General features: G+C 61.7%; 26 protein-coding genes. 18 read left to right on the forward strand and 8 right to left on the reverse strand.

Annotated features, from left to right (window positions below):
- The first annotated feature begins 60 nt into the window (after nucleotides 1–60).
- Together tldD and maiA are read left to right on the forward strand one after the other, a co-directional pair.
- Nucleotides 61–1,476 carry a metalloprotease TldD gene (gene tldD, locus EX00_RS23340; protein ID WP_047463478.1) on the forward strand — a complete coding sequence of 472 codons (1,416 nt, stop codon included), beginning with the start codon at nucleotides 61–63 and terminating at the stop codon, nucleotides 1,474–1,476.
- Nucleotides 1,477–1,561: 85 nt separating this feature from the next.
- Nucleotides 1,562–2,194: a maleylacetoacetate isomerase gene (gene maiA, locus EX00_RS23345; RefSeq protein WP_047463480.1), complete on the forward strand. Its 633-nt coding sequence runs from the start codon at nucleotides 1,562–1,564 to the stop codon at nucleotides 2,192–2,194.
- A gap of 43 nt (nucleotides 2,195–2,237) precedes the next feature.
- On the opposite strand, the gene EX00_RS23350 is transcribed toward maiA, so the two are convergent.
- Together EX00_RS23350 and EX00_RS23355 are read right to left on the reverse strand one after the other, a co-directional pair.
- The gene (locus EX00_RS23350) at nucleotides 2,238–2,546 is read right to left on the reverse strand and encodes a nucleoside triphosphate pyrophosphohydrolase family protein (protein WP_047463483.1); all 309 of its coding nucleotides are present in this window, start codon (nucleotides 2,544–2,546) and stop codon (nucleotides 2,238–2,240) included.
- A 110-nt stretch (nucleotides 2,547–2,656) separates the two neighbouring features.
- Entirely contained in the window at nucleotides 2,657–3,952 is a 1,296-nt protein-coding gene (locus EX00_RS23355; protein WP_047463485.1) for a D-alanyl-D-alanine carboxypeptidase family protein, read from the reverse strand.
- A 228-nt stretch (nucleotides 3,953–4,180) separates the two neighbouring features.
- Here EX00_RS23355 and EX00_RS23360 point away from each other — a divergent pair, with 228 nt between their 5' ends.
- The gene (locus EX00_RS23360) at nucleotides 4,181–5,242 is read left to right on the forward strand and encodes a polysaccharide deacetylase family protein (protein WP_047463487.1); all 1,062 of its coding nucleotides are present in this window, start codon (nucleotides 4,181–4,183) and stop codon (nucleotides 5,240–5,242) included.
- 100 nt (nucleotides 5,243–5,342) lie between these two features.
- Here EX00_RS23360 and pdxH read toward each other — a convergent pair whose 3' ends face one another.
- On the reverse strand, nucleotides 5,343–5,963 hold the full coding sequence (pdxH, locus tag EX00_RS23365) for a pyridoxamine 5'-phosphate oxidase (protein ID WP_047463489.1): 621 nt from the start codon (nucleotides 5,961–5,963) through the stop codon (nucleotides 5,343–5,345).
- Between the two features lie 64 nt (nucleotides 5,964–6,027).
- Here pdxH and EX00_RS23370 point away from each other — a divergent pair, with 64 nt between their 5' ends.
- From EX00_RS23370 to EX00_RS23385, 4 genes are all read left to right on the forward strand, one after another.
- Complete coding sequence (locus EX00_RS23370; RefSeq protein ID WP_047463491.1) at nucleotides 6,028–6,486, forward strand: RT0821/Lpp0805 family surface protein; 459 nt, start codon at nucleotides 6,028–6,030, stop codon at nucleotides 6,484–6,486.
- Between the two features lie 319 nt (nucleotides 6,487–6,805).
- Nucleotides 6,806–7,957 (forward strand): DnaJ C-terminal domain-containing protein, encoded by a 1,152-nt coding sequence (locus EX00_RS23375; protein ID WP_047463493.1) that lies wholly within the window; start codon nucleotides 6,806–6,808, stop codon nucleotides 7,955–7,957.
- 121 nt (nucleotides 7,958–8,078) lie between these two features.
- Complete coding sequence (fabI, locus tag EX00_RS23380) at nucleotides 8,079–8,897, forward strand: enoyl-ACP reductase FabI (RefSeq protein WP_047463495.1); 819 nt, start codon at nucleotides 8,079–8,081, stop codon at nucleotides 8,895–8,897.
- The gene (locus EX00_RS23385; protein ID WP_052210928.1) at nucleotides 8,866–9,513 is read left to right on the forward strand and encodes a histidine phosphatase family protein; all 648 of its coding nucleotides are present in this window, start codon (nucleotides 8,866–8,868) and stop codon (nucleotides 9,511–9,513) included. Before fabI ends, EX00_RS23385 begins: the two co-directional genes overlap by 32 nt.
- Before the next feature lie 34 nt (nucleotides 9,514–9,547).
- On the opposite strand, the gene EX00_RS23390 is transcribed toward EX00_RS23385, so the two are convergent.
- Nucleotides 9,548–9,808 carry a DUF1344 domain-containing protein gene (locus EX00_RS23390; protein WP_047463499.1) on the reverse strand — a complete coding sequence of 87 codons (261 nt, stop codon included), beginning with the start codon at nucleotides 9,806–9,808 and terminating at the stop codon, nucleotides 9,548–9,550.
- 309 nt (nucleotides 9,809–10,117) lie between these two features.
- On the opposite strand from EX00_RS23390, the gene aroC reads away from it, so the two are divergent.
- Nucleotides 10,118–11,215: a chorismate synthase gene (gene aroC, locus EX00_RS23395; RefSeq protein ID WP_047463861.1), complete on the forward strand. Its 1,098-nt coding sequence runs from the start codon at nucleotides 10,118–10,120 to the stop codon at nucleotides 11,213–11,215.
- A 10-nt stretch (nucleotides 11,216–11,225) separates the two neighbouring features.
- On the forward strand, nucleotides 11,226–12,329 hold the full coding sequence (gene ribB / locus EX00_RS23400) for a 3,4-dihydroxy-2-butanone-4-phosphate synthase (RefSeq protein WP_047463500.1): 1,104 nt from the start codon (nucleotides 11,226–11,228) through the stop codon (nucleotides 12,327–12,329).
- Nucleotides 12,330–12,629: 300 nt separating this feature from the next.
- On the opposite strand, the gene EX00_RS23405 is transcribed toward ribB, so the two are convergent.
- Nucleotides 12,630–13,823 carry a winged helix-turn-helix domain-containing protein gene (locus EX00_RS23405; RefSeq protein ID WP_047463862.1) on the reverse strand — a complete coding sequence of 398 codons (1,194 nt, stop codon included), beginning with the start codon at nucleotides 13,821–13,823 and terminating at the stop codon, nucleotides 12,630–12,632.
- 107 nt (nucleotides 13,824–13,930) lie between these two features.
- Between EX00_RS23405 and EX00_RS23410 the strand changes: the two genes are divergently transcribed.
- The 3 genes from EX00_RS23410 to EX00_RS23420 are packed head-to-tail and all read left to right on the forward strand — an operon-like array spanning nucleotide 13,931 to nucleotide 15,796.
- Nucleotides 13,931–14,608, forward strand: a complete 678-nt coding sequence (locus EX00_RS23410) for an energy-coupling factor ABC transporter ATP-binding protein (protein WP_047463502.1) — start codon at nucleotides 13,931–13,933, stop codon at nucleotides 14,606–14,608.
- Entirely contained in the window at nucleotides 14,608–15,210 is a 603-nt protein-coding gene (locus tag EX00_RS23415) for an energy-coupling factor transporter transmembrane component T family protein (protein WP_047463504.1), read from the forward strand. The genes EX00_RS23410 and EX00_RS23415 overlap by 1 nt, the downstream gene beginning before the upstream one ends.
- A gap of 28 nt (nucleotides 15,211–15,238) precedes the next feature.
- Nucleotides 15,239–15,796 (forward strand): biotin transporter BioY, encoded by a 558-nt coding sequence (locus EX00_RS23420; RefSeq protein ID WP_047463506.1) that lies wholly within the window; start codon nucleotides 15,239–15,241, stop codon nucleotides 15,794–15,796.
- A 3-nt stretch (nucleotides 15,797–15,799) separates the two neighbouring features.
- Here EX00_RS23420 and EX00_RS23425 read toward each other — a convergent pair whose 3' ends face one another.
- On the reverse strand, nucleotides 15,800–16,201 hold the full coding sequence (locus EX00_RS23425) for an acyl-CoA thioesterase (RefSeq protein ID WP_047463508.1): 402 nt from the start codon (nucleotides 16,199–16,201) through the stop codon (nucleotides 15,800–15,802).
- 168 nt (nucleotides 16,202–16,369) lie between these two features.
- Here EX00_RS23425 and EX00_RS23430 point away from each other — a divergent pair, with 168 nt between their 5' ends.
- The 4 genes from EX00_RS23430 to dxs all read left to right on the forward strand — a co-directional run bounded on the left by EX00_RS23430 (nucleotide 16,370) and on the right by dxs (nucleotide 20,605).
- On the forward strand, nucleotides 16,370–17,311 hold the full coding sequence (locus EX00_RS23430) for a histone deacetylase family protein (protein WP_047463510.1): 942 nt from the start codon (nucleotides 16,370–16,372) through the stop codon (nucleotides 17,309–17,311).
- A gap of 2 nt (nucleotides 17,312–17,313) precedes the next feature.
- Complete coding sequence (locus EX00_RS23435; RefSeq protein ID WP_047463512.1) at nucleotides 17,314–17,565, forward strand: exodeoxyribonuclease VII small subunit; 252 nt, start codon at nucleotides 17,314–17,316, stop codon at nucleotides 17,563–17,565.
- Between the two features lie 74 nt (nucleotides 17,566–17,639).
- On the forward strand, nucleotides 17,640–18,563 hold the full coding sequence (locus tag EX00_RS23440) for a pirin family protein (protein ID WP_047463514.1): 924 nt from the start codon (nucleotides 17,640–17,642) through the stop codon (nucleotides 18,561–18,563).
- A 125-nt stretch (nucleotides 18,564–18,688) separates the two neighbouring features.
- On the forward strand, nucleotides 18,689–20,605 hold the full coding sequence (gene dxs, locus EX00_RS23445) for a 1-deoxy-D-xylulose-5-phosphate synthase (protein ID WP_047463516.1): 1,917 nt from the start codon (nucleotides 18,689–18,691) through the stop codon (nucleotides 20,603–20,605).
- A 148-nt stretch (nucleotides 20,606–20,753) separates the two neighbouring features.
- On the opposite strand, the gene EX00_RS23450 is transcribed toward dxs, so the two are convergent.
- On the reverse strand, nucleotides 20,754–22,694 hold the full coding sequence (locus EX00_RS23450; RefSeq protein WP_047463519.1) for a methyl-accepting chemotaxis protein: 1,941 nt from the start codon (nucleotides 22,692–22,694) through the stop codon (nucleotides 20,754–20,756).
- Between the two features lie 339 nt (nucleotides 22,695–23,033).
- Between EX00_RS23450 and EX00_RS23455 the strand changes: the two genes are divergently transcribed.
- Both EX00_RS23455 and EX00_RS23460 read left to right on the forward strand, forming a co-directional pair.
- Nucleotides 23,034–23,774, forward strand: a complete 741-nt coding sequence (locus EX00_RS23455) for a TlyA family RNA methyltransferase (RefSeq protein WP_047463864.1) — start codon at nucleotides 23,034–23,036, stop codon at nucleotides 23,772–23,774.
- Complete coding sequence (locus EX00_RS23460; RefSeq protein WP_047463521.1) at nucleotides 23,771–25,021, forward strand: class I SAM-dependent RNA methyltransferase; 1,251 nt, start codon at nucleotides 23,771–23,773, stop codon at nucleotides 25,019–25,021. The genes EX00_RS23455 and EX00_RS23460 overlap by 4 nt, the downstream gene beginning before the upstream one ends.
- A gap of 9 nt (nucleotides 25,022–25,030) precedes the next feature.
- Here EX00_RS23460 and EX00_RS23465 read toward each other — a convergent pair whose 3' ends face one another.
- Entirely contained in the window at nucleotides 25,031–25,783 is a 753-nt protein-coding gene (locus EX00_RS23465; protein WP_047463865.1) for a crotonase/enoyl-CoA hydratase family protein, read from the reverse strand.
- Between the last annotated feature and the right edge of the window lie 10 nt (nucleotides 25,784–25,793).

Below are 25,793 nucleotides of genomic sequence, written 5' to 3' on the forward strand. Positions count from 1 at the left end.
GCGGGGCTTGCTCTCTCGTCGCGCGACGCCTACATCCGCTCTGAACGGAGCACCTGACCCATGAATACCGATCTCCTTACTTTGTTCGATGCCGACGAAACCAAGCTGCGCGCCATCGTCGCGGAGGCACTTGCCGGCGCCGATGACGGCGAGCTTTTCGTCGAGCATGTCCAGGCGGAGTCGCTGACCTTCGACAACGGTCGGATGAAGGGCGGCAGCTTCAACACCGAACAGGGCTTTGGCCTGCGCGCCGTCGCTGGCGAGGCGGTCGGCTACGCCCATGCGGGCGATCTCTCGGAAGCGGCGCTGAAGCGCGCCGCCGATGCGGTACGCGCGGTTACCTCCGGTTATGCCGGCTCTTATGCAGCCGCACCGCAGCGCACCAATAAGGTTCTCTACACGGATGAAAATCCGATCGGCGCGCCAAGCTTCGAGGAGAAGGCGAAGCTCCTGCAGCAGATCGACAGCTATCTGCGCGACAAGGATGGCAAGGTGCGGCAGGTGACAGCCTCCGTCGCCGCGAGTTGGCAGGTGGTCGATATTCTGCGCGCCGACGGCCATCGCGTCCGTGATATCCGGCCGATGACGCGCATCAACATCTCCGTCATGGTCGGCGATGGCGACCGGCAGGAATCCGGCTCTTTCGGCACCGGCGGCCGTGTCGGTTTCGGCGATTTCGTCACGGAAGAGAACTGGCGCCGTGGTGCCGACGAGGCGCTGCGCCAGGCGCTCGTCAATCTCGAAGCGATCGATGCGCCGGCCGGCACGATGGATGTCGTTCTTGGCTCCGGCTGGCCGGGCGTGATGCTGCACGAGGCCGTCGGCCACGGGCTGGAAGGCGATTTCAATCGCAAGAAGACCTCGGCCTTTGCTGGACTTTTGGGCCAGATGGTGGCCGCACCCGGCGTCACCGTCGTCGACGACGGCACGATCGAAAACCGGCGCGGTTCGATCACGGTTGACGACGAAGGCACGCCTTCGGCCTACAATGTCCTGATCGAGAACGGCAAGCTGGTCGGCTACATGCAGGACCGGCAGAATGCCCGCCTGATGGGCATGAAGGCGACCGGCAACGGCCGCCGCCAGGGCTATGCTCACACGCCGATGCCGCGCATGACCAACACCTATATGCTCGGCGGCGACAAGACGCCGGACGAAATCATCGCCTCGGTGAAGAAGGGCGTCTACGCCGTCTCCTTCGGCGGCGGCCAGGTGGACATCACCTCCGGCAAGTTCGTCTTCGGCTGCACCGAAGCCTACCTGATCGAGAACGGCAAGATCGGCGCGCCGATCAAAGGCGCCATGCTGATCGGCAACGGCCCCGATGCCATGAAGCGCGTCTCGATGATCGGCAACGACATGAAACTCGACACCGGCATCGGCAATTGCGGCAAGGCCGGCCAATGGGTCCCCGTCGGCGTCGGCCAGCCGCATCTCAGGATGGATCAGGTCACGGTCGGCGGGACGAAGACGTAACCTCTGCCTTCGGGAATTGTCGGGAACATCGCTCGGCGACAGGATTGGTCCTATCGGCAACTATTGAACCTGTGAGGCTTCCCGGATGCGCTTGCTGTCACGCTGGCAGAATTCCGCAGGAGAAAGAGTGCGCATAGCACTTCACCTCAAGGGCATATCCTTTGCCTATGTTCCCGTGAATTCGTTGGCACCGGGAGAATATGCGCGGCTTAATCCTCAAGGTCTCTTGCCCGCCCTCGATATCGACGGCCGCATTATAGCCCAGTCTTCGGCAATTCTCGATTATCTGGAGGAGACATATCCTCAACCGAGCCTGTTGCCTGCCGATCCCGTCGTTCGCGCGGAAGCAAGAGCTTTTGCCGCCCTTATCACCTCGGAGATGCATTCCCTCAGCGTCCAGCGCGTGAGGCGCTTCCTGCAATCCGACATGGAGGTCGATGACAACAAGGTCGCGAACTGGGTCAATCACTGGCTGGTTCTCGGTCTGAATGCCCTGGAAGAAACGTTGCAACGCCGGCCAGTTCCATGGCGTTTCTGTTTCGGTACTCAACCCGGCTGGGCCGATCTGCATCTTGTTCCGCAATTGAGTGCGGCCCGTCGCCTGGGTATCGATCTATCCGTTTATGCGCTGTTGTTGGCGACAGAGGAGCGGTGTACCGAGCTTGAAGCATTTCGTCTTGCTCGCCCGGAAGCACAGGTCGACTTCCCCCGTTCGTAAGTGTTGGTGCAAACGCGCAAATCCAACTGCCTATAGCCGGATCTCACCCCTCCTCCGGCCGAAAGCGCCATTTCCGTTCCACGGCGGCGGCGAGATCCAGATCGTTGCGGTGAGCGAACAGCAGGATATGGCCGAGCACGTCGGCCGTTTCGTCCGCCAGCGCGGTCGCCAGTTCTTCATCCGTCATGCCCTTGCGCCGGCCGCGGCCGGTCGTCTTGTTCCAGATCTGGGTGAGCTCGCCCATTTCCTCCTGCAGTTTGAGCACGAACCAATCGTCGTCGCGATCGACGTCATTGGCGGCAGCGTAAGTGGCGGAAGCTTTTTCGAATTGCTGGATCAGGCCGGAGAGCATCGCTATCGTTCCCTTTATGTTCAGGGCATCAATGAACGATTCTCCAAAAAATGTCGAGACGGCGGAGCTTACGCCCCGCCGTCTCGATCGTTCCAGATTTTGATTTTCGCTCAGCCCTTGTGCGGCAGAAGCAGGCAGTCGAAATCATTCCGCTTCAGCGCAGCACAGGCGGAGTTCGCGTCGTCGCGGCTACCGAAGCCGACGAAGCGGGCGCGATAGACCGTGTTGCTGCCCTTGCCGACGGCTTCGGTATAGGGCGAAGCATTGGCGAGCGCATTGCCGGCCTTCGACTGCGCGGCGGAAAGCAGATCCTTGGCGGCCTGTGCCGTTGGGGTCGCGGCGATCTGTACCTGCCAGCGGCCCGTGGCCGGCTTGCCGGCATTCAGAATTTCATCCATCGCCACCGGGCGGTCCATCGGCACGGTCACGTTCGGAACGGCGGCGAAGGCGAGCGGGGCCGGGACCTGCGCTGGATTGAACTCCGCGCGCTTGCGGGTTGTCGCCGTGGTCTGCGTATCGACGTCGACGGCAACGTCATCCGATGCCGAGGCTACCTCGACCTGCTTGACCTTGCCGCCACCGATGCTTGCAACCAGACGTGAGGTGGCGACAGAGTTGGCCTTCGGCACGTAGCGATCGAGAAGCGAAGCCATCAGCGCATCGCGGCCGCGGGCGGTCGCGCCGCCCATGACAACACCAATAACACGGCGATTGCCCTGGCGCACGGCGCTGACAAGGTTGAAGCCGGAAGCGTTGGTATAGCCGGTCTTGATGCCGTCCATGCCCTCATAGCGATACATCAGATTGTTGTGACCGCGAACGCGCTGGCCGCGATAGCTGAAGCCCGTCTGCGAGAATAGCCGGTATTCCTGGGGATAGTTGTTGATGAGCGCGACGGCAAGCGTCGACATATCGCGCGCCGTGGTCACCTGTGCCATGCTCGGCAGGCCCGAGGGATTGGTGAACACCGTGCGGCGCATGCCGAGTTCGCGCGCCTTCTGCGTCATCATGCGCGCAAAGCCGTTCTCGCTGCCACCGAGCGCCTCACCCATGGCGGCGGCGGCATCGTTGGCCGACTTGATGATCATGCCGTCGACAGCATCACGCACGCTGACGGTGCTGCCCGCCTTCAGGCCGAGCTTGGTCGGGCTCTTGCCGGCGGCGTTGCGCGATACCGGTATCCTGCTGTCCCAGCTGAGCTTGCCGCGATGGATCGCCTCGAATGCCATATAAAGCGTCATCATCTTGGTCAGCGATGCCGGGTGATTGAGATCATCGGCATTGCTCGAAGCCAGCACCGAGCCGGTCTTCGCGTCCATGATGAAATAAGCGCTGCCCGCAAAGCTCGCCACGGGCGCCGCCAAAAGCACGACGGCCGCGGAGAGGGCCATCAGAATTTTTTTCATATTCGTCCCCAAACGAAACAAATGCCAATACACCGCGTCAAACCGTTGTACGCTTTTGCGACAGAAGCCTGATATTCGGTGCGATATTGAGGCAACACCCTCAAGAGATTCCCAATTTTGCCTTTGCTGGTAAAATAACGGTTAACATATTGAAAATATGGCGCAGATTCAGCAAGGATTAACGGCGGTCAGGTACAGCATGGGGCTTCGCTAATCGGGTCAATCCCAATGGAACAGGGCATCAGAGATCGTCTCAAGCGCGCCGCGATCTCCGGCGGGCTGGAAACCGCCACATTTCTAAAGCGCCTAGGACTGATGCGCGACGCCGCCGGCCTCGGCGCCATCTTCACCCTGCATCATGTCCGCCCGACGCTGTCCCGCCGCTTTGCGCCGAATGCCCATCTGGAAATTTCTCCGGAATTTCTCGACCTCACACTGACGCGGCTGAAGCACGACGGTTATGATTTCATCGCCCTCGATATGCTGCCGGAGCGGATGGCAAGCAAAGACGACAAGCAGCCCTTCGCAGCCTTCACCCTCGATGACGGCAATCGGGACAATCTCGACCATGCGCTGCCGGTCTTTGCTCGCCATGGCGCACCCTTCACGGTCTTCGTCGCCCAGGGCCTTTCGGAACGGACGCACAGCCTATGGTGGGAAACGCTGGCCGATCTGCTGGAGCGGCTGGATCGCCTGACATTCGATTTCGGCGTGGGTCTGGAGAGCTTCGATCTCAATAAAGCCGGCCAGCGGCGGGCCGTATTCGCTCGTTTCGCGGCCTATGTCCATGACCACGACGAGACGGAGGCTGTCGGTCGGATCGATGAGCTTGCCCGCCAGAACGGCCTGGAACCGCTCGATCTCGTGCGTGCCTCGATCATGGACCGAACGGAATTGAAGCGGCTTGCCATGCATCCGCTCGCCTCGCTCGGTGCCCATACGGTGAGCCATCGCGCGCTTGCCCGGTTGCCGGAGGCAGAAGCGGCGGCGGAAATGTCGCTGTCGGCAGACTATGTTGCCGAGATCATCGGCCAGCGGCCAGTGGCGATCGCCTTTCCCTATGGTACGATTGAGGCAGCCTCATCCCGCGAAGCCCGGCTTGCGGCGAAACTCGGCTTTGAGATCGGCGTCACGACCCGGCCCGGGACGATCACGGCAGCAAATGCCGCTGCCGCCACCCTCTTGCCCCGGCTATCGCTGAACGGCCACTATCAGAAGGCGCGTTATGCCTCGGCGCTTGCCTCCGGCATCCCCATGCGACTAGCGCATAACCCCTTAAATCGGAATTGATTTAAGGGGTTATGCGCTAACTCAAAGTGTTACTGCGACCTTAGCGCGGCCGATTGGACGCGCGGCGCAGTAGTGGCGCGCCGGGCGCCGGTATAGTTCGTTACGGATACATCCGCACCTTTTCCCAGGCACCTTCCGGCACCTCGCGGCGGAATTCGACCCGGTCGTGCAGGCGGAATGGACGATCGTGCCAGAATTCGATCGACAGCGGCCGGATGCGGAAGCCGGACCAATAAGGCGGGCGCGGAATGTCGCCGAGGGCATAGCGCGCCGTATATTCGGCGACCGCCTTTTCCAGCGCAAAACGACCCTCGAGCGGGCGCGACTGCTTTGAAGCCCAGGCGCCGATGCGGCTGCCACGCGCCCTCGTCTTGTAATATTCGTCGGCTTCCCTGTCGCTCACCACATCAACCAGCCCGCGTAGCCGCACCTGCCGTCGTAGCGACTTCCAGTGGAAGCACATGGCCGCTTTCTTCTGGGAAAGAATTTCTTGGCCTTTCTGGCTCTCAAAATTTGTATAGAATACGAATCCCTGACTATCGAAACCTTTCAGAAGAACCATGCGGACATTTGGCAATCCATCCTTATCGACCGTTGCCAAGGCAACCGCATTCGGATCATTCGGCTCCGTGGCCTCTGCTTCGCGCAGCCAGGCGGCGAAAAGCGTGAAGGGTTCATTCTGTTCGGTGAAGTCACCGCTTGTTAACTCGTTTTCCGACATATTAGCTCAAATGCTCCGCAATTCCTAAAAATCGCCAGTCCTTGATGCTGGCCAAGATACTCGGGTGGAAGTCATAACAAAGTCGACGGTTCATACAAAGCGCAAGCTTGTAAAAGGCGCGGCGATGGCGGTTGCCATTCTCTCCCTTTTCTCCCTTGGCGGCTGTGTCAGCGGCGGCATGGATATATTGAGTTCGGCGAAAGTGGATCGAAGCGTATCCACGGGCACCGTTCCGACAGCACCCGTCACCACCGACAGCATTTCCGACGAGACCACCGTGCGCAACGCCGTGACCTCGGCGGACCTCCACAAGCTCAATGGACAACCCGTGCCGTGGGCAAACGCCTCGACGGGCAGCGCCGGCGTCATCGACATGATCGTCGAAAACAATGGCTCCGGGCAGGTCTGCCGCCAGTTCCGCACGACCAGGCATTCCTATCAGGGTATCGCCAATTTCTCCGGCAGAACTTGCCTCCTCGGGCAAGGCGAATGGCAATTGCTAAGTTTCCAGCAGGCCGGCTGACCGCACCCCCTCCTCTTTCATGCCTCTGAAGCGACCCGCCTGAACAGACGGGTCGATGAGACGCGTATTGGCGAGCAACCCGGTGGAGACATTTTCGTTCTCCCGCGTCGAAGCTTAGCGAACGGCTAACCATTCCGGCAGATCGCCTGAGCAGGCTTGCCCGGCGTAACAACTGATTAGCAACTGTTCCCGCAGGATCACACCATATGCGCGTCGACCCTCTTCGCATCCGCGGCACGGAGGGAGCGCGATCCATTCTATTGTTTCTTTTTGGGCGCCCCAATCAGGCCTGGCGCCGTCCAAATCGGTGGTTGAGATGATGCGCGATCCGTACAAGCTACTTGGCGTGAAGAGAGATGCAGGGCCGGACGAAATCAAGGCGGCATGGCGCAACTTGGCGAAGGCGGTTCATCCCGATCATAATATCGGCGATCCCACGGCAACGGAGCGCTTTGCCGAAATCGGCCGCGCATACGAGACGCTGAAGGACCCGCAGAGGCGCAGCCGTTACGATCAGGTGGCACAGATGGCCCAAGCCAAGACGCAGAGCCGCGAGCAGACCATTATGCAGCAACGCCATGCGGCCCGTGAAGCCGAGGAACGCGCCAAAGCTGCCCGCGCCAACGCCGAAAAAATCATGGAAGAACTCGCCCGCGCCAATGCGCGCAAGGCACAGGCAGCGGCGCCCGCCAATCCGCAGGCCACCGGCGCGAGCGAATCGCCCGAGGATATGGTCGAGCGCATTTTCGGAGCGAAGGCCGCGCGCGTGGCCCCAAGCCAGGCCGCGGCCGATACCGACACCGCAGAGGCGGAAAAGGCGAACAGCGCTGCGATCGACGAAACCCTTGCCGATGAGGAGCAGCTTGCGACGGGAACCGGTTCGAGCACCTCGCGCTCCCCTTTCGGCATACTCGGTTCTCTCGTGCGTCGCATCACCGGCGTCGCTCCGGATAAGCCACCGGAGAAAACGCCGGAGATCGCCGCCGAGGCGACCATCACGCTCGACGACATGCTCAAGGGGCAGTGGATCACAGTGCCGCTTTCCGAAGGGCGGGAAGCACGCTTCCAGGCGACGACCGATATCGGCAACGGGCAAGTCCTCCACCTGAAGAATCAGGGGCTGAAACTGCCGGGCATGCTGCGCGGCGATGTGGCGATCACCGTCCATCTTTCCACCGACAACCGCTTTACGCTGGACGGCTTCGACGTCCGCACGACGCTTCCGGTCACCATCGAAAATGCCGTGCTCGGTTATGAGACAGAGGTCGAAGGGCTGAACGGTCAGGTCCGGCTAACGGTTCCCGCCTGGTCCGGTTCGGATCAGATCATCCGAATCTCCGGTGAAGGCTTACCGGACGGACAGGGTGGAAAAGGCGACCTGGTGGTGGAGTTGCGCCTGATGCTCTGGGAAAAGCCGGATGACAAAGTCACCGATTTGATGCGCAGCATGCGGGAAGGCTTTTTTCTATGAAATTTCAGTGACAACCGCACCCTTTGTTACGCTCCCTAACAGTTGATGATCTTGACAATGCTTGAACAGGGGATCGGCCTATGCCATAGGCAGGTTCAATTGTAATTCAAGGGAGCATAATATGGCTCAAGCCACTGGCCTCATGGCAGGCAAGCGCGGCGTCATTCTCGGCGTCGCAAACAACCGTTCCATAGCGTGGGGTATTGCCAAGGCCTGTTCGGACGCCGGTGCCGAAATCGCATTGACCTGGCAGGGCGACGCTTTGAAGAAGCGCGTCGAGCCGCTCGCTCAGGAACTCGGCGCCGTTATGGCCGGCCATTGCGACGTCACGGAACCCGCGACCATCGACGCCGTCATCGATGCGCTCGAAGCCAAGTGGGGCAAGATCGATTTCGTCGTGCATGCCATCGCCTTCTCCGACAAGGACGAACTGACCGGCCGTTACGTCGACACGAGCCGCGATAACTTCGCGCGCACGATGGACATCTCGGTCTATTCCTTCACCGCCGTTGCCCAGCGCGCCGAGCGAATCATGAATGACGGCGGCTCGCTGATCACCCTCACCTATTACGGTGCGGAAAAGGTCATGCCGCATTATAACGTCATGGGCGTCGCCAAGGCTGCTCTCGAAGCGAGCGTTCGTTATCTCGCCGTCGACCTCGGCGGTCGTGGCATTCGCGTCAACGCGATTTCGGCCGGCCCGATCAAGACGCTGGCCGCTTCCGGCATTGGCGACTTCCGCTATATCCTGAAGTGGAACGAATATAACGCGCCGCTGAAGCGTGGGGTTACGATCGATGAGGTCGGCAATTCCGCACTTTATTTGCTCTCCGATCTCTCCACCGCCGTCACCGGCGAAATCCATCATGTCGATTCCGGTTACCACACCGTCGGCATGAAGGCTGTGGATGCGCCCGACATGTCGGTTCTCAAGGACTGAACAACAGGAAGTCTGCACCGTGCCGCCCATCCTTTATGTGATCCGCCACGGTCAGACCGACTGGAATGCCGAACGCCGGCTGCAAGGCCAGAAGGACATCGACCTCAATGCCATCGGCCGCGCGCAGGCGCGGCAGAACGGCCTTGAACTGGCCGAGATCCTCGCCTTCGAAAACCAGCCCTTCGACTTTGTTGCAAGCCCCATGCGGCGTACCCGCGAGACGATGGAGATCGCGCGGGAAGCCATTGGTCTGCCGCCGAAAGACTACCGCACCGACGAGCGGCTGGTCGAAGTCTCCTTCGGCGCCTGGGAAGGCTTCACCATCAAGGAACTGAAGGCGACCGAGACGGAGCGCCTTGCCGAACGCAATGCCGGCAAATGGGATTTCATCCCGCCCGGCGACGATGCGGAAAGCTATGAGATCCTCTCCTGGCGCGTCGGCGCGTGGCTGACATCCGTCGACAAGCCGACGGTCTGCGTCACCCATGGCGGCGTCATCCGTTCGCTATTCCGGCTGGTCGGCGATGTCTCGAAAGAAGATGCGTCGGAGACGGAAATCCCACAGGACCGCATCCTGAAGATCGATCTACAGATGAAGATCATCGGCTGGATCTAGGAGCAGCCGTTTGCTCGGCTAACGGCCACCAATTTCACTGCACGATATCGAGATCGTTGATGACGCGCTTGCCGTCGACTTCGGTGTAGAAAACGTCGACCTTGACGCCGACCTTCAGGCCGCTGAAATCGAAATCCTCCGGCGCCTGATAGTTCTTGCCGTCATCGAGCGTGATGCTGAAATTCTTCGCATCGACCTTCTTGATGGTGGACTGAACGTCGGCGCTTTCGGCAAAGCCGGCAACGGGGGCAAGAAAACTTGCCGTGGCCAGGAGCGTCGCAACAAAGAAGCGCATCGGAGGGACCCTTTTATTCCATTTCAGTGCCAATTTTGATCTGACATAGATAATACTTTGAATATGGCGGAAGTTGCCCGCAACAATGGCTTTCGCCGCCCAATTGATAAATGTGTCGTCACAATCCACAGCATGGTCTAATCTTTGTTTACCATATCAGGTGCTTGGCGGGCTTTCACCTTGCCGGTGCTCGCGCCGTCATCATGGAAAGAAAGATTTGCCTCGGCGGCTTTTTGGCCTATGAGTGTGCCGCAATTCCAAGAGACAAGACGCGGCCCGCCGCCGGGCCGCCGCAATCCGGTTGTTCCCATGTCGCATAATAGCTTTGGTCACCTCTTCCGCGTCACCACCTGGGGCGAAAGCCATGGGCCGGCGCTCGGCTGCGTCGTCGATGGCTGCCCTCCCGGCCTGCGCTTCAAGCTGGAAGACATCCAGACCTGGCTCGACAAGCGCAAGCCCGGCCAGTCGCGGTTCGTGACGCAGCGGCGCGAGGACGATCTCGTCAAGATACTCTCCGGCGTGATGCTGGACGAGGACGGCGAAACGATGATTTCGACAGGCACACCGATCTCGATGCTGATCGAAAATACCGACCAGCGTTCCAAGGACTATGGCGAGATCGCGCGTAGCTATCGCCCCGGCCATGCCGACTATACCTATGACGTGAAATACGGCATTCGCGACTATCGCGGTGGCGGTCGTTCGTCGGCCCGCGAGACCGCTGCGCGCGTCGCCGCCGGTGGCATTGCCCGTCTCGTCGTGCCCGGCGTCACCGTGCGCGGCGCGCTGGTGCAGATCGGCAAGCACAAGATCAACCGCGCCAACTGGGATTGGGCGCAGGTCGACCAGAACCCGTTCTTCGCACCCGATCCGGCGATCGTGCCCGTCTGGGAAGAGTATCTCGACGGCATTCGCAAGGCCGGCTCCTCGATCGGCGCGGTGGTCGAAGTCATCGCCGAGGGCGTGCCCGCCGGCCTCGGTGCGCCGATCTATGCCAAGCTCGACCAGGATATCGCCTCACTGCTGATGTCGATCAACGCCGTCAAGGGCGTCGAAATCGGTGAAGGCTTTGCATCCGCCGAACTGACCGGCGAGGAAAATGCCGATGAAATGCGCATGGGCAATGACGGCAACCGTATTTTCCTGTCCAACCATGCCGGCGGCATTCTCGGCGGCATTTCCACCGGCGAACCCATCGTCGCCCGCTTCGCCATCAAGCCGACCTCCTCGATCCTGACCGAGCGCCAGTCGATCGACGCCGACGGCAAGAATGTCGATATCCGCACCAAGGGCCGCCATGACCCCTGCGTCGGTATCCGCGCCGTTCCGATCGGCGAAGCGATGGTTGCATGCGCCATTGCCGATCATTACCTCAGAGACCGTGGCCAGACAGGCCGGCTGAAATAAGGACTTTCTCATGCCCTATGACCAGAAGCGTGTCGTGGAAGCCCTCCGGGCATTCGAGGCCGGCGAGATCGTCGTCGTCATGGACGATAACGACCGCGAAAACGAAGGCGACCTGATCGTCGCCGCCGTTCATTGCACGCCCGAGAAGATGGCCTTCATCGTCCGCCACACCTCGGGCATCGTCTGCACGCCGATGCCGCGCGAGGAGGCCAAGCGCCTGAACCTCAATGCCATGGTGGCGGAAAACGATTCGGCGCACACGACCGCCTTCACCGTCTCTGTCGACTTCAAGCACGGCACGAGCACTGGCATTTCCGCCGACGACCGGACGCTGACGGTGCGCAATCTCGCCAATCCGAATGTTGGCCCGACCGATTTCGTCCGTCCCGGCCATATTTTCCCGCTGATCGCCCGTGAAGGCGGCGTGTTGATGCGCTCCGGCCATACGGAAGCCGCTGTCGACCTCTGCAGGCTCGCCAATCTGCCGCCGATCGGCGTCATTAGCGAACTCGTCAATGACGACGGCACGGTAACGCGCGGCCCGCAGGTGGTCGAATTCGCCGAGCAGCATGGGCTGAAGCTCGTCTCCGTCGCCGATCTCATCGCCTATCGCCAGCGCAAGGAAACGCTGATCGAGCTCGGCACCAGCTTCGACATCGACACGCCGTTCGGCAAGGCACGCGCGCATACCTATTCGCTGCCCTGGGACACGATGCAACACCTCGCCGTCGTCTTCGGCGACATCCGCGACGGTATCGACATTCCGGTCCGCCTGCATCCGGAAAGCGTCGCCGAGGACCTCTTCGGCAAACGCCGCCCGGTTGATTTCTACATGAAGAAGATCGCTGACGAAGGCCGCGGAATCATCGTCTATCTGCGCGAAGGCTCCGTCGGCGTCGGCCATTTCGACAATGGCCGCAAGGCGCGACAGGCCGAGCGTGAAAGCCATGCGGAAGCGCAGGCACGCGACAGCGAATGGCTGGAAATCGGCCTCGGTGCCCAGATCCTCAAGGATCTCGGCGTCAGCTCGATCAAGCTACTCACCAGTCGCGAGCGGCACTATGTCGGTCTGGAAGGCTTCGGCATCAAGATCGCCGCGACGGAGATTTGTTGAGAGATTTATCTCGCCCCTGGCGGGCGAGAAAGTAAAAACTTGGGCTTAGATGAGGGCTTGTCCCTCGTCTAAGTCTTAGTTTTTACAAGAGAGGGGGTAGGTAGGGACGCACCCAATCTCTGAGGGGCATAATCAAGAAACGGACCCCCGCTCTTGCAATTTCAATGGCTTAGAAATTGCACTAAGGTTTAAGACAAGCTGAACCTCCGGTGTCGCAATTCCTAAACCAGTGAAATTGCTTTCTCGCCCGCCAAGGGCGAGATAGGGTTCCACATGCCCTGCGCCTTCTGCGGTTAAAAGCTAGCTTCCCCGCCACCCCTCCAGAAACACCACCTTCTCAACGCCCGTAAACCGCGCAACGCGCTCCAGTTCCGCCTCCAGCTTCTCCAGCCGACCGGCTGATGCCTTGACGCCCGGCTCCAGCCACAGGCGCTTGACATCCAAAGTCCCCGCCTTGCGGTCGGCCTTCATGTCGATCCGTCCAATTAGACGGTCTCCTTCCAGGAGCGGGAAGACGTAATAGCCATATTCGCGTTTCGGTTCCGGCACGAAGATTTCGATGCGGTAGAAGAAGCCGAAAAGGCGTTCGGTTCGGTTGCGATCACGCAATGTCGGATCGAAGGGGCTGAGGACACGGATGCGTGCCGGCGCTTCGGGGAAGCTGTCGAGCGTGGCCGGAAAATCGGCGAAGGCGAAGGAAGGGCGCGGCTTGCCGTCGCCCACGGGCTCGATCAGCATTTCCGTGAGTTCGTCGCGACGCGCTTCCACCCAGGCTTTCGCCTCCTGCGGCGTCACCAGAGCCCAGAAGGCGGCGATTTCGCCCGAGGTGGCGAAGCCCAGGCGCTGCAGGGCGCCGCGGCAAGCCCAGTCGACGAATTCGTCATGATCGACCTCGGGTGTATGGACATGATCCGGCAGCACGCGTTCGACCAAGTCATAGACCTTTTGGAAGTTCGTGCGGCCGGCGATGGCGAACTTGCCGGTGCGCCAGAAATATTCGAGCGCGGTCTTATTCGGATGCCAGTTCCACCAGCCGCCGGAGACGTGGTTTTCCGCCTTGATCTCACGGGCCATGATGGCGCCGTTCTTCAGCACACGCTCGTAGGTCTCCTCGAAAGCAGACTCGAACCCCTCGCCGCGCCACTTGCGCCAGCGTTCGACCAGCGCCAGCTCCTCGCGGCGGAACCGGTGTTTCCAATAGACGAAGAAGGCGCTGGGCAGGATTGAAGCGTCGTGCGTCCAGTGTTCGAACAGCGCGCCGTCCTTTTCGAGGAGTTCGGTCAGATGTTCGCGCCGATAGGTCTGATTGCGCGAAAACAGGATCTGGTGATGCGCCCGCTCGACGGTGCCGATGCTGTCGACCTGCACAAAGCCGATCTCGTGGATCAGTTGCAGCAGCCCCGCCTTGGTCAAGGCGCGGTTTGGCGGATTGGCAAGCCCCTGCTTGGCGAGAAAGACCCGGCGGGCGTCGCGATTTGAAAGCAGATTCGTCATGATGCGATCATAGGCATAAATTCCCATGCTTTCAAACGGCTCTGATTTGATAATTCTCTGCGATGGGCTATAGGACCGCAACACCACCACGAAATGGGACCAGCCGCTTGGATATCCGCTTCGACAATGCCGGCGTCGATTTCGGCAAACGGGCAGCTCTTGTGCCGCTCAGCCTGACGCTGAGGGAACGGCGGATCGGCGTGATCGGGCTGAACGGTTCCGGCAAGACGACATTCGCGCGGCTGATCAACGGGCTGACCAAGCCAACGACGGGCCGCGTCATCGTCGATGGGCTCGACACTGTCGGTGACGCCAAAGCCGTGCTCGGCAAGGTCGGCTATATCTTCCAGTCGCCGCAGAACCAGATCATCCTGCCCATCATCCGCGACGACATCGCCTTCGGCCTCAAGGCGCGCGGGCTTGGGAAAGCCGAAATCGAGACGGCGGTTGATGGCATTCTCGACCGTTTCGGCGTGCGCCATCTGGCGGAACGGCGGGCGCATGAGCTTTCGGGCGGCGAGTTGCAGATGGCCGCCCTCTGCTCGGTGCTCGTCACCGGGCCTGATATCCTCATCCTTGACGAGCCGACCAACCAGCTTGACCTGAAAAACCGGGCGCTGGTGCAGAAAACCATCGCCGCCCTGCCGGAAAGCGTCATCGTCATCAGCCATGACCTTCCGCTGATTGCGGATTTCGACCGCGTGCTGCTGTTCGACCAGGGCCGCCTTGTCGCAGACGCGCCGCCGGCCGAAGCCATTGCCCACTACAGGGAGCTGGCTGCCTGATGCGGACGCTGCATGTCGATGCCGATACGTGGATGCACCGGATATCGCCACGCCTGAAGCTCGGCGTGCTGGCGGTGCTCGGCATTGTCCTGTTCCTGATCGACTCCGTGGCACTACTCGCTCTCGCCGTTGCAATCGGCGCCCTCCTCTATTTCCGCACCGGTCTACCGGTCGGCGAAGCATTGAAACGGCTGCGGCCGATCCTTCTCTCCATCGCCGTCGTGGCGCTGTTCGGCCTGATCTTCAACCCGATTCATGTCGCTATCGTCACCGTGCTGCGACTGGTCGCGCTGGTGCTGTTCGCAGCCACAGTGACGGCGACGACATCGATCGCGGCCTTCATGGACGAGATCACGGCGCTTGCCGCGCCGCTGGAAAGGTTCGGCCTCCTCAGAGCCGCCGACATCGGGCTTGCAGTCGGCCTCGTCGTCCGCTTCGTGCCCGAAATTCTTGATCGCTACCGCGCCATCCGCGAGGCGCATGAGGCGCGCGGGATCAAGATCCGCATCGCCACGACGCTGGTGCCGCTGATCATCCTGACCTTGCGCGATGCCGATAATATCGCGGCGGCGATTGACGCCCGCGGCATTCGGCGGCATTGAACAGAGACTGTTTTTGAATGGAGCCGCCATGACGACCCGCGACCTCGTCCTCTCCGCGCTGTTTGCCGCCATCATCGTGGCGCTCGGCCTGCTGCCGCCGATCCCGATCGGCATCATTGCCGTGCCAATCACGGCGCAGTCGCTCGGCGTCATGCTGGCGGGCGTGGTGCTTGGCGCGAAACGTGGCGCGATCGCGGTGCTGATCGTCGTCGTGCTGGTCTCAATCGGCCTGCCGGTGTTGTCGGGTGGCCGTGGCGGACTTTCCGTCTTCGCAGGACCGACGGCCGGTTTCTTCGTCGGCTGGGCCTTTGCCGCCTATATCACCGGCTATCTCTCCGAACGCCTGGTAAAGACTGAGCAGACCGCCATCGTTCAGGGCATCGGCTTCTTTATCGCCTCGGTGATCGGTGGGGTCGTCGTTCTCTACGCCTTCGGCATTGCGTGGCTCGCCACCAATATTGGCTTGCCCACGGCATTTCTCGGCTCGATGGGTTTCATACCCGGCGATATCGTCAAGGCAGTGGTCGCCGCCCTCGTCGGCCGCGCCGTCATGGCCGGTTATCCGCTGCTGCCGCAGCGGACCTGATCCTCAATCAAGATATTTATAAAGCCAGTCGCGGGTGTCTTCAGGCAATGGCACTGGCTCTTGCTCCTCGCCGCGCACGGCGAGCCAGAGGATCTCCACCTCGGCGGCCAGCTCATGGCCGGTTTCGACTGTGATCTTGAAGCCGACGGACCTGCCGCCGATCTTGCCGATCCGGACCGAAAAGCGGGCGAGATCGTCATGGCGCAGTGCTCGAAGCAGCGAGCAGGAAGCCTTGGTGGCGATGTAAGCCGGCTCGTCGTCGACCAGTGGCCGGGTCCGCCAGAAATTCGACAGCGCTGTTTCCGCCTGGGAAATGTAGGACGCTATGAACATCCGCCCATGCCTGTCGACATCGCGGGGTGGCACCCGCATCTCGACGACATCGGATCGCTCTGCACTTGTCATCACGAAAAGACCTTGGCCGGCGCTATTCGCGCCTGTTTGAAAGTTTAACACCGTGCCCCCGGAAGTAAACGGCGCGGTCCTTCCCCTCGTACCGGTAATTGTTGACATTGCGGTGATACCGCCCATGTCCTGTAGCAGCCGTCATATCTCCTCTATAGATTGGTTTTCATGAGCACACGTCTTTACGAACATCCGATCTTTCTCGAACACATCGTTCCACCGGGCCATCCGGAGAGGCCGGACAGACTGCGGTCGCTGAATATTGCGCTCGAGCATCCGAACTTCGACCGGCTGGACCGGCGCAAGGCGCCGCTGGCGCATGAGGACATGGTGCTACTCGCCCATCCCGAGGAGCATCTGGATTTCGTCCTGCGCTCGATCCCCGACAAAGGCGACGAGGGTGAGATCAACCAGCTTGAAGCCGACACCTATGCCAGCCCGAAGACGTTGCAGGCGATCCTGCATGGCGTCGGTGCTGCGACGGCGGCGGTCGATGACGTGTTTTCAGGTGCCGCTGACAACGTCTTCGTCGCGGCCCGCCCGCCGGGCCACCATGCCGAGAAGAACAAGGCCATGGGCTTCTGTTTCTTCAACAATGCCGCGATCGCTGCCCGCCATGCCCAGAAGGCCTATGGGGCCGAGCGTGTCGCCATCGTCGACTGGGACGTGCATCACGGCAACGGCACGCAGGATATCTTCTGGGACGATCCGTCCGTGCTCTTCTGTTCCACCCACCAGATGCCGCTCTATCCCGGCACCGGCAAGAAGGATGACCGTGGCGCGCATAACACCATCGTCAATGCGCCGCTCTCGCCCAACACCGGCAGCGATCATTTTCGCGAGGCGTTCAAATCGCGCGTGCTGCCAGCGCTTGACGACTTCCGCCCAGACCTCATCATTATTTCCGCCGGCTTCGATGCCCATCACCGCGATCCGCTGGCGCAACTGAACCTCACCGGCGAGGATTTCGACTGGGCGACCGGGCGGATTCTGGAGGCCGCCGACCGCAGTGCCAAGAACCGGGTCGTCAGCCTGCTCGAAGGCGGCTATGATCTAGAAGGTCTGGCCGAATCGGCCGGGCTGCATATTCTGCGCATGATGAAGGGTTGACGATGAGCGAAAGCGCCAAGGTGGATGTATCCGACTATTCCTTTGAAAAGGCTGTAGCGGAGCTCGAAAGCATCGTTGCGCGGCTGGAACGCGGCGACGTGGCACTGGACGAATCCATCGCCATCTACGAGCGCGGCGAAGCGCTGAAGAAGCATTGCGAGACCCTGCTTTCGGCGGCGGAAAACCGGATCGAAAAGATCAGGCTCGACCGCGCCGGCAAGCCGCAAGGCACGGAGCCGCTGGACGGGCAGTGAGCCGGAGCGTGGGAAAGTTTGAGTTTCCCGCCTATTCCCGGTAGGTTGCGCTTCAACCGAATGGAGCGCTCATCATGTCCTTCTTTCCCGGAAAAGATCCGCAGCCCGGCGACGCCTTTGCCTGCGACGCGATCGAGCATCTGATCATTCCGCGCACCAGTGACATCGGCGGCTTTTCCGTGCGGCGCGCGCTTCCGAGCAGCCGGCGTCGACTTGTAGGGCCGTTCATCTTTTTCGACCGCATGGGACCGGCGGTGCTGCGGCCCGGCGAGGCGCTCGATGTCCGGCCGCATCCGCATATCGGGCTCTCCACCGTGACCTATCTCTTCGATGGTGAGATCCGCCACATGGACAGCCTCGGCACGGAAAAGGTCATCCGCCCCGGCGATATCAACCTGATGACGGCCGGGCGCGGCATCGTGCATTCGGAGCGCACGCCGGACAATCTGCGCGGTCATCCGCTGGCCATGTCCGGCCTCCAGACCTGGCTGGCGCTTCCAGACGACAAGGAAGAGATCGATCCGGCCTTCGCCCACACCGAAAAGACCGACCTGCCGCTGATCAGCGACGGCGGCGCGACCGGGCGGGTGGTGATCGGCAGTTTCGAGGGCGTGACCTCGCCCGTGAAGGTCTTTTCCGACACGCTGTATGTCGATCTTCAGCTCCGACCCGGCGCGAAGTTTCCTTTTGGGGCAGCGCATGAGGAGCGCGCGGTCTATATTCTCTCCGGCTCGCTCGTCGTCGCCGGCGATCGTTTCGAGCAGGATCAACTCCTGGTATTTCGCCCCGGCGACGCCATAACCCTGGAAGCGGCCGAAAAAGACTGTCATTTGATGCTTTTTGGTGGTGCGGCGCTCAATTCGAAGCGCTATATCTGGTGGAATTTCGTATCGTCTTCCAAGGAGCGCATCGAAAAGGCAAAGGAAGAATGGCGCACCGGCCGTTTCGATATCGTACCGGGAGACGAGGAAGAGTTCATTCCCTTGCCGGAGAGCTAACGGGTTCATAACAGTGCCAAATGTTTCTTGTTCGGCCACTCCTTGAATTCGTCGGCTTTTGTCGCAATTTGTTTTGACGCAAAGGCGGGCCGCCGCCCAAGAATAGCAAGAAAGAGGCTCCAGCCTTGACACACATGCCAGAGACGCCCCTGCTGGATCAGGTCCATTATCCCTCCGACCTGCGAAAGCTGGAGGACCGGGATTTGCCGCAACTCGCCCGCGAAGTCCGAGACGAGATGATCGATGCGGTATCGCGCACGGGCGGACATCTCGGCGCCGGCCTCGGCGTCGTCGAACTGACCATCGCCATCCACAATGTCTTCGACACGCCGAACGATCGCCTGATCTTCGACGTCGGTCATCAATGTTATCCGCACAAGATCCTGACCGGCCGGCGCGACCGTATCCGCACGCTGCGCCAGGAGGGCGGACTGTCCGGCTTCACCCGCCGGGCCGAGAGTGAATACGATCCCTTCGGCGCGGCCCATTCGTCCACGTCGATTTCCGCCGGTCTCGGCATGGCGGTCGCCGCCGATCTCGATAAGACCGATCGCCGCGTCATTGCCGTTATCGGCGACGGCGCGATGTCGGCCGGCATGGCCTATGAGGCGCTCAACAATGCCGGTGCGCTCGACGCCCGGCTGATCGTCATCCTCAACGACAACGACATGTCGATTGCGCCGCCGACAGGCGCCATGAGCGCCTATCTGGCGCGCCTCGCCTCCGGCCGCACCTATATGGGCTTCCGCGATCTCGGCAAGAAGCTGACCGCCTATCTCGGCAAGAATGTCGACCGCGCGATCACCCGCGCCGTCGAACATGCGCGGGGCTATGTCACCGGCGGGACGATGTTCGAGGAGATGGGTTTCTACCATATCGGCCCGATCGACGGTCACTCCTTCGAGCATCTGCTGCCGGTCCTGCGCAACGTCCGCGACAATGCACAAGGTCCGGTGCTGATCCACGTCGTCACGCAGAAGGGCAAGGGCTATGCCCCGGCCGAAGCAGCGGCGGACAAGTATCACGGCGTCAACAAGTTCGATGTCATCACCGGCGCGCAGGCCAAGGTGAAGCCGAATGCGCCGAGCTACACCAGCGTCTTCGCCGACGCCCTGGTGCAGGAAGCGACGTTCGACGACAAGATCGTCGGCATCACCGCCGCTATGCCGAGCGGCACCGGTCTCGACAAGCTGCAGGAAGTCTTCCCCAAGCGCTGTTTCGACGTCGGCATCGCTGAGCAGCATGCCGTCACTTTCGCCGCCGGTCTGGCCGCCGAGGGCTTCAAGCCCTTCGCCGCGCTCTATTCGACCTTCCTGCAGCGCGCCTATGACCAGGTCGTGCATGATGTGGCGATCCAGGGCCTGCCGGTCCGTTTCCCGATCGATCGCGCCGGTTTCGTCGGCGCCGACGGGCCGACCCATGCCGGTTCCTTCGACACGACTTTCCTCGCTACCCTGCCCGGCTTCGTCGTCATGGCGGCCGCAGACGAGGCGGAGCTGAAACATATGGTGCGTACGGCCGCAGCCTATGATCTCGGCCCGATCTCCTTCCGCTATCCGCGTGGCGAAGGCGTTGGCATCGACATGCCGGAACGAGGCCAGATTCTCGAGATCGGCAAGGGCCGTATCGTCAAACAGGGCTCGAAAGTGGCGCTGCTGTCCTTCGGCACGCGTCTCGCCGACAGTCTCGCCGCCGCCGAAGACCTCGATGCAGCCGGCCTGCCGACCACCGTCGCCGACGCCCGTTTCGCCAAGCCGCTCGACCACGATCTCATTCGCCAGCTCGCCAGCCACCATGAGGTGTTGATCACCATCGAGGAGGGCTCCGTCGGCGGCTTCGGCAGCCAGGTCATGCAATTCCTCGCCAGCGAGGGCCTGCTCGACAACGGCCTGAAGATCCGCACGCTGGTCATGCCCGATATCTGGGTGGAACAGGCCAAGCCCGAAGTCATGAACGCCCTGGCCGGCCTCGACCGGGCCGGCATTGTCCAGACGGTGTTCAAGGCGCTGGGTCGCAGCCGAATTGTCGGGGCGGCTGGGTAGGTTTACCTCCCCCTTGATGGGGGAGGTCGCCACAAAACGGCGGGTGGGGGTGATCTCTCGCGAAATGGAGTGAGACTACGGCGTATGCCGTCGTCACCCCGCCCCGGCACTGCATGCCGACCCTCCCCATCAAGGGGAGGGTTATAAATCAGAACTCTTCCCACTCATCCTGAACAGCCGCGGCGGCCGTTGCCTTTCCGCCGAAGGCCTTGGCGACCGTGCGGCCAAGAGCCCTTGCCGGCGATACGGCGGGTTTTGAGCGCGCGGTTGCCGCCGCCGGTCGGGCAGGCGCCGCCCGCGATACGTCGCTCAGTCTGAACTGATGCAGCAGATCGTTCAACGCCGCCGCCTCGCGGGCGAGCGCATGGCTGGCCGCCGTCTGCTCCTCGACCATGGCGGCGTTCTGCTGCGTGCCCTGGTCCATGTTGTTGACGGCGGTGTTGATCTCCTGCAGACCAATCGACTGTTCACGGGTGGCCGTGACGATCGCGCCGACGTGGCGATTGATCTCCTGTACTTCGGAGACGATCAGCTCCAGCGCCTTGCCGGTCTCGCCGACCAGGGAGACGCCGGTATTGACCTGATCGCTCGAGGTGGTGATCAGCGCCTTGATCTCCTTGGCGGCGTTGGCGGAGCGCTGCGCCAGCTCGCGGACTTCCTGGGCGACGACGGCAAAACCCTTGCCGGCATCGCCGGCACGGGCAGCCTCGACGCCAGCATTCAGCGCCAGCAGGTTCGTCTGGAAGGCGATGTCGTCGATGACGCTGATGATGTTGCTGATCTCGCCCGAGGACTTTTCGATCTGCTGCATGGCGGAAACGGCCTTGCGTACCACGTCTCCGGACTTCTCGGCGCCCAACCGCGCACGTTCGACCAGATGGCCAACATCCTCGGCGCGCTTGGCCGAATCGCGAACGGTCGTCGTTACCTGCTCGAGGGCGGCGGCGGTTTCTTCGACGGCAGCGGCCTGCTGCTCGGTGCGGCGGGCAAGGTCATCGGCCGCCGAACGGATCTCGCCAGCGCCGGCATTGATCGCCGATGCATTGCTGCCAACCGACTGCAGGGCCGCTTCCAGCTTCTCGACGGCATTGTTGAAGTCGGCACGGACGCTGTCGAACTGCGGCGCGAAGGCGCGGTCCAGACGTGCCGCGATATCGCCGCCGGCAAGTCCGGCGAGTCCATTGGCCAAGGCGTCCATGGCAAAGCGGATTTCACCGTCTTCGCGCGCCTTCTGCTCGTCGGTCATCTGGCGCTGGCGCTCGGCATCGCCGCGCATGCGCTCGGTCTCGCCGGCAAGACGCAGCTTCTCGATCGCCGCTTCCTTGAAGACGAGGACGGCACCGGCCATGCGGCCGACTTCGTCACCGCGACCCACGGCCGGAACGTCGATATCGTGTTCGCCACCGGCAAGCCGGTCCATGGCGACGGTCATGCCGACGATCGGGCGAACGATGGTACGGGCGAGCAACCAGGCCAGCACGGCGGCGGCCAGCGAAGCAACGATGCTGCCGACGAGCAGCGTCAGGCGCAAGTCGGCATTGGCGTCGTCCTGCGTGGCCGTCAACTCGCTGGCCTTGGCGCGCGCCGCCTGCTTGATCTTGGCTGCGGCCTCGCGGAAGCCGTCAAGCTGACCCTTGGTCTCGTTCTGGCCGATCTTGACGATCTGGTCGAGCGGCATCTCGGTTTCCTTGCGGGCCTTCGACTGCGGCTCGGCAAGCTGATGGAAATAGACATCAGCGGCTTTCCGCATGCTGTCGATTGACAGTAGCAGGTCCGGCGCATCGGCCGCCGCCACCTTGGCCGCGTCGATGCTCTTCAGCATACGGTCACGATTTTCGAAAATGCCGCCATAGGTACTGTCGCTGCGCAACAACAGGAAGCCGCGCAGGTTGACGGCCTGTTCCAGCATGGCCTGAAGCGAATCGTCGATCAGGCTCACGAGCTGCTGCGACCTAGCCTGTTCGTCGGCAGCCCCGGCGGATACTTCTTCCTTGGTGTAAACGAATGCACAAACACCAGCAAAAATAGCAATAAGAGCAGCAAAAGTGATGGCAAGCTTGCCATTCAAAGAAAGATTTTTCGCAAACATGGGCGAGCGCCTCCTGAGCGCTGGTCCTGGCGAACATCGACGAACCCACGGAGACGCGTGCGGCCGGATGCTCGAAAATTCAGGGAATAGGCATGATTGGACGCAAAGGGCGCAAAGCCGTCATGGCAGGCGATCATTTCCGAACCGGATAATCGCAATCACAAGCATAGTTAGATGCCACGGCTTTAAATTCATTTAATTTTACGGGATGCCCGAAACGAAACGGATACCCTAATTTTGCGGCTTCAGGCTCAGTATCCGCATAGCGTCGAAGCCGACATTCGTGGCCATCACCACAAAACGCTTGCAACCTCGGCCATTGCCCTGCATGGACTGCCCATGTCCGAACCACAACGCCTAGACCAACTTCTTGTCTCCCTCTCGCTTTTCGCCAGCCGATCGCGGGCGCGCGACGCTATTCAACGCGGCACGGTGAAGGTCGGCGGCACGGTGGTGACCAAGCCGGGCACGCTGTTTACCGAAGATGTAGAGATCGCCATCAACGATCCAGCGCAGGACTACGTCTCGCGCGCGGCGCTGAAACTGGTGGCGGCACTCGATCATTTCAAGCTCGACCCCAAGGGACAGCACTGTCTCGACGTCGGCGCATCGACCGGCGGCTTTACCGAAGTCCTGCTTCTGCGGGGTGCCGAGCATGTCACCTCGATCGATGTCGGGCATGGACAGATGCATCCACGCATATCGGCCGATCCACGCGTGACCAGTATGGAGGGGCTGAACGCCCGAAACCTGACGGCTGAAGATGTCGGCAAACCCTTCACCTTCCTCGTTTCCGACGTTTCCTTCATCTCGCTGAAGCTTGCGGTGGCACCAGCACTTGAGCTTGCCGAGCCCGGCACGCGCACGGCCCTCTTGGTGAAGCCGCAGTTCGAGGCCGGGCGCGATGCGGTCGGCAAGGCTGGCCTGCTGAAGGACCCATCTTCCGCGCCCGCCGTAGCGGAGGAGCTGGAGCGCTGGCTTGTCGAGGATATGGGCTGGAAAAGCCTCGGCCTTATCCCCTCGCCGATTGCAGGCGGCGACGGCAACAACGAATTTCTTCTTGCGGGGATCAAGCCATGAGCACCGAAACCGTCACCATCCAGAAGCTCGGCGCCCAGGGCGACGGCATTGCGCAGGGCTCGGACGGGCCGATCTACGTGCCCTTCGCGCTGCCCGGCGAGACCGTCGCCATTGCCCGCGTAAAGAGCGAAGGCACACTGATGTCGATTGCCTCGGCCTCGCCCGACCGCCGGGAGCCACACTGTCGGCACTTCGGCCCGGATGGGGTCAACGGCACCTGCGGCGGCTGCACGCTGCAGCACTATGCCGATCAGCCCTACCGCGCCTTCAAACGCCAGCTCGTGATCGACGCACTGCGCTCCAAGGGGCTGACGCCCGAGGTGGACGATATCATCGCCGCCCATCCCGGCGAGCGCCGGCGTGTCGTCTTTGCCGCGCGCAAGACCGAGAAGGACATGCTGATCGGCTTCAATCAAGCCGAAAGCCACCACATCGTCGCCATCGAGGAATGTCCCATCGCGTCGCCCGGCATCATGGCGCAGCTACCGGCGATCAGGGCTGTCGGGGCAGCGCTTGCCATCAATGCGGAAGCATTTCGCATCTCGGTGCTCGAAACGCGCACCGGCCTCGACCTTGCCGTCGATGGCATCAAGGGTCTCTCCGACAAGCACCGACGCAGCGCCATCGAGACCGTACTTGCCCTTCGCGGTGTTGGCCGTGTTTCGCTGAATGGCGAAGTCCTGGTCGAGACGACGAAGCCGATAATCGATTTCAGCGGCGTGCAGATCTCACCACCATCGGGCACCTTTACCCAGGCAACGAAGCCCGCCGAAGAGGCGATGGTCGAGCTGGTCGCCGCCCATGTCGGCAAGGCGAAACGCATCGCCGATCTCTTCGCTGGCAGCGGCACCTTCTCGCTGCGTCTTGCACGCATCGGCCGCGTGCACGCCGTCGAAAGCGAGGAAAAGGCCCTGGCAGCCCTCGACCATGCTGCCCGCAACACACAAGGGCTGAAGCCTGTCTCGATCGAACGCCGCGACCTCTTCCGCCGACCGCTGATGGCACAGGAGTTGAAGAACTACGACGCCGTCATCTTCGACCCGCCGCGCGCCGGCGCGGAATTCCAGACCAAGGAACTGGCCCGCTCGGTCGTCAAAAAGATCGTCGCCGTCTCCTGCAACCCGCTGACATTGGCGCGCGACCTTGCCATCCTGACGGAGGCCGGCTACCGGATCACGAGGGTGACCCCGATCGACCAGTTTCTCTGGACCTCGCATGTCGAGGTGGTGGTGGCGCTGGAGAAGTAAGGCCTCGCCTCACCGCTTCATGAACGCCTCGAACGCCGCCCTGGCTTCCGCGCTCTTCAGCTGTGCGGCAAAGAGCGTTGCTTCCTCATCGATGCGGGCGAGAACGTCCGCTGTCGAGCCGCGGATCAGGTCGCGTGCGATCCGCAGCGCCTCGGGTGGTTTGGCGGCGAGCCTGGTGGCGAGCGACAGGGTTTCGGCCTCCAGCGCATCAGGCGTCGTCACTTTCCAGATCAGGCCTGCATCCTTTGCATCCGCAGCGGAAAGACCTTCGCCGAGCGCCAGCAAGGCGAAAGCGCGTTGGTGACCCATCACGCGCGGCGCAAGCAGGCTGGAGGCGGCTTCCGGCACGAGGGCGAGATCGACGAAAGGTGTTTTGAACAGGCTGCGGTCGGAAGCAATCGTTAGGTCGCAATGCATATGGATGGTCGTGCCGATGCCGATCGCCAGGCCATCGACGCCGGAGACGATGGGCTTTTTCGCGGTGGCGAGCGCGGCCAGGAAGTCCAGCACTTCGCGGCCCATGCTGCCGCCCATGGCGAAGGCCAGGAAATCGCCCATGTCGTTGCCGGCGGAGAAGCAGCCTTCGCTGCCGAGAAAGGCGGTGACGCGGATATCCGGATCCTCATCCGCCGCCCGCAGTGCGTCCGTCATCGTCTGATACATGACGCGGGTGATGGCGTTTTTCTTTTCCGGTCGATTGAAGCGGATGACCTGCACATGCGGTGCTGTCTCGGGACGCTGGATCAGGATATGGTCGGTCAAATTGTTGTCC

The sequence above is a fragment of the Martinezella rhizogenes genome (genome assembly GCF_000799715.1).
In the GTDB taxonomy this organism is placed as follows: domain Bacteria; phylum Pseudomonadota; class Alphaproteobacteria; order Rhizobiales; family Rhizobiaceae; genus Rhizobium; species Rhizobium rhizogenes_C.

Coding starts and splice junctions, on each gene's coding strand:
- fabI (WP_047463495.1), top strand. CDS start 8,079: ATGGCTCAAGCCACTGGCCTCATGGCAGGCAAGCGCGGCGTCATTCTC.
- aroC (WP_047463861.1), top strand. CDS start 10,118: ATGTCGCATAATAGCTTTGGTCACCTCTTCCGCGTCACCACCTGGGGC.
- EX00_RS23360 (WP_047463487.1), top strand. CDS start 4,181: ATGGAACAGGGCATCAGAGATCGTCTCAAGCGCGCCGCGATCTCCGGC.
- EX00_RS23440 (WP_047463514.1), top strand. CDS start 17,640: ATGTCCTTCTTTCCCGGAAAAGATCCGCAGCCCGGCGACGCCTTTGCC.
- EX00_RS23355 (WP_047463485.1), bottom strand. CDS start 3,952: ATGAAAAAAATTCTGATGGCCCTCTCCGCGGCCGTCGTGCTTTTGGCG.
- EX00_RS23425 (WP_047463508.1), bottom strand. CDS start 16,201: ATGACAAGTGCAGAGCGATCCGATGTCGTCGAGATGCGGGTGCCACCC.
- EX00_RS23350 (WP_047463483.1), bottom strand. CDS start 2,546: ATGCTCTCCGGCCTGATCCAGCAATTCGAAAAAGCTTCCGCCACTTAC.
- EX00_RS23390 (WP_047463499.1), bottom strand. CDS start 9,808: ATGCGCTTCTTTGTTGCGACGCTCCTGGCCACGGCAAGTTTTCTTGCC.
- ribB (WP_047463500.1), top strand. CDS start 11,226: ATGCCCTATGACCAGAAGCGTGTCGTGGAAGCCCTCCGGGCATTCGAG.
- EX00_RS23460 (WP_047463521.1), top strand. CDS start 23,771: ATGAGCACCGAAACCGTCACCATCCAGAAGCTCGGCGCCCAGGGCGAC.
- EX00_RS23435 (WP_047463512.1), top strand. CDS start 17,314: ATGAGCGAAAGCGCCAAGGTGGATGTATCCGACTATTCCTTTGAAAAG.
- tldD (WP_047463478.1), top strand. CDS start 61: ATGAATACCGATCTCCTTACTTTGTTCGATGCCGACGAAACCAAGCTG.
- EX00_RS23420 (WP_047463506.1), top strand. CDS start 15,239: ATGACGACCCGCGACCTCGTCCTCTCCGCGCTGTTTGCCGCCATCATC.
- pdxH (WP_047463489.1), bottom strand. CDS start 5,963: ATGTCGGAAAACGAGTTAACAAGCGGTGACTTCACCGAACAGAATGAA.
- EX00_RS23455 (WP_047463864.1), top strand. CDS start 23,034: ATGTCCGAACCACAACGCCTAGACCAACTTCTTGTCTCCCTCTCGCTT.
- EX00_RS23375 (WP_047463493.1), top strand. CDS start 6,806: ATGCGCGATCCGTACAAGCTACTTGGCGTGAAGAGAGATGCAGGGCCG.
- maiA (WP_047463480.1), top strand. CDS start 1,562: ATGCGCTTGCTGTCACGCTGGCAGAATTCCGCAGGAGAAAGAGTGCGC.
- EX00_RS23430 (WP_047463510.1), top strand. CDS start 16,370: ATGAGCACACGTCTTTACGAACATCCGATCTTTCTCGAACACATCGTT.
- EX00_RS23405 (WP_047463862.1), bottom strand. CDS start 13,823: ATGACGAATCTGCTTTCAAATCGCGACGCCCGCCGGGTCTTTCTCGCC.
- EX00_RS23385 (WP_052210928.1), top strand. CDS start 8,866: ATGCGCCCGACATGTCGGTTCTCAAGGACTGAACAACAGGAAGTCTGC.
- EX00_RS23450 (WP_047463519.1), bottom strand. CDS start 22,694: ATGTTTGCGAAAAATCTTTCTTTGAATGGCAAGCTTGCCATCACTTTT.
- EX00_RS23415 (WP_047463504.1), top strand. CDS start 14,608: ATGCGGACGCTGCATGTCGATGCCGATACGTGGATGCACCGGATATCG.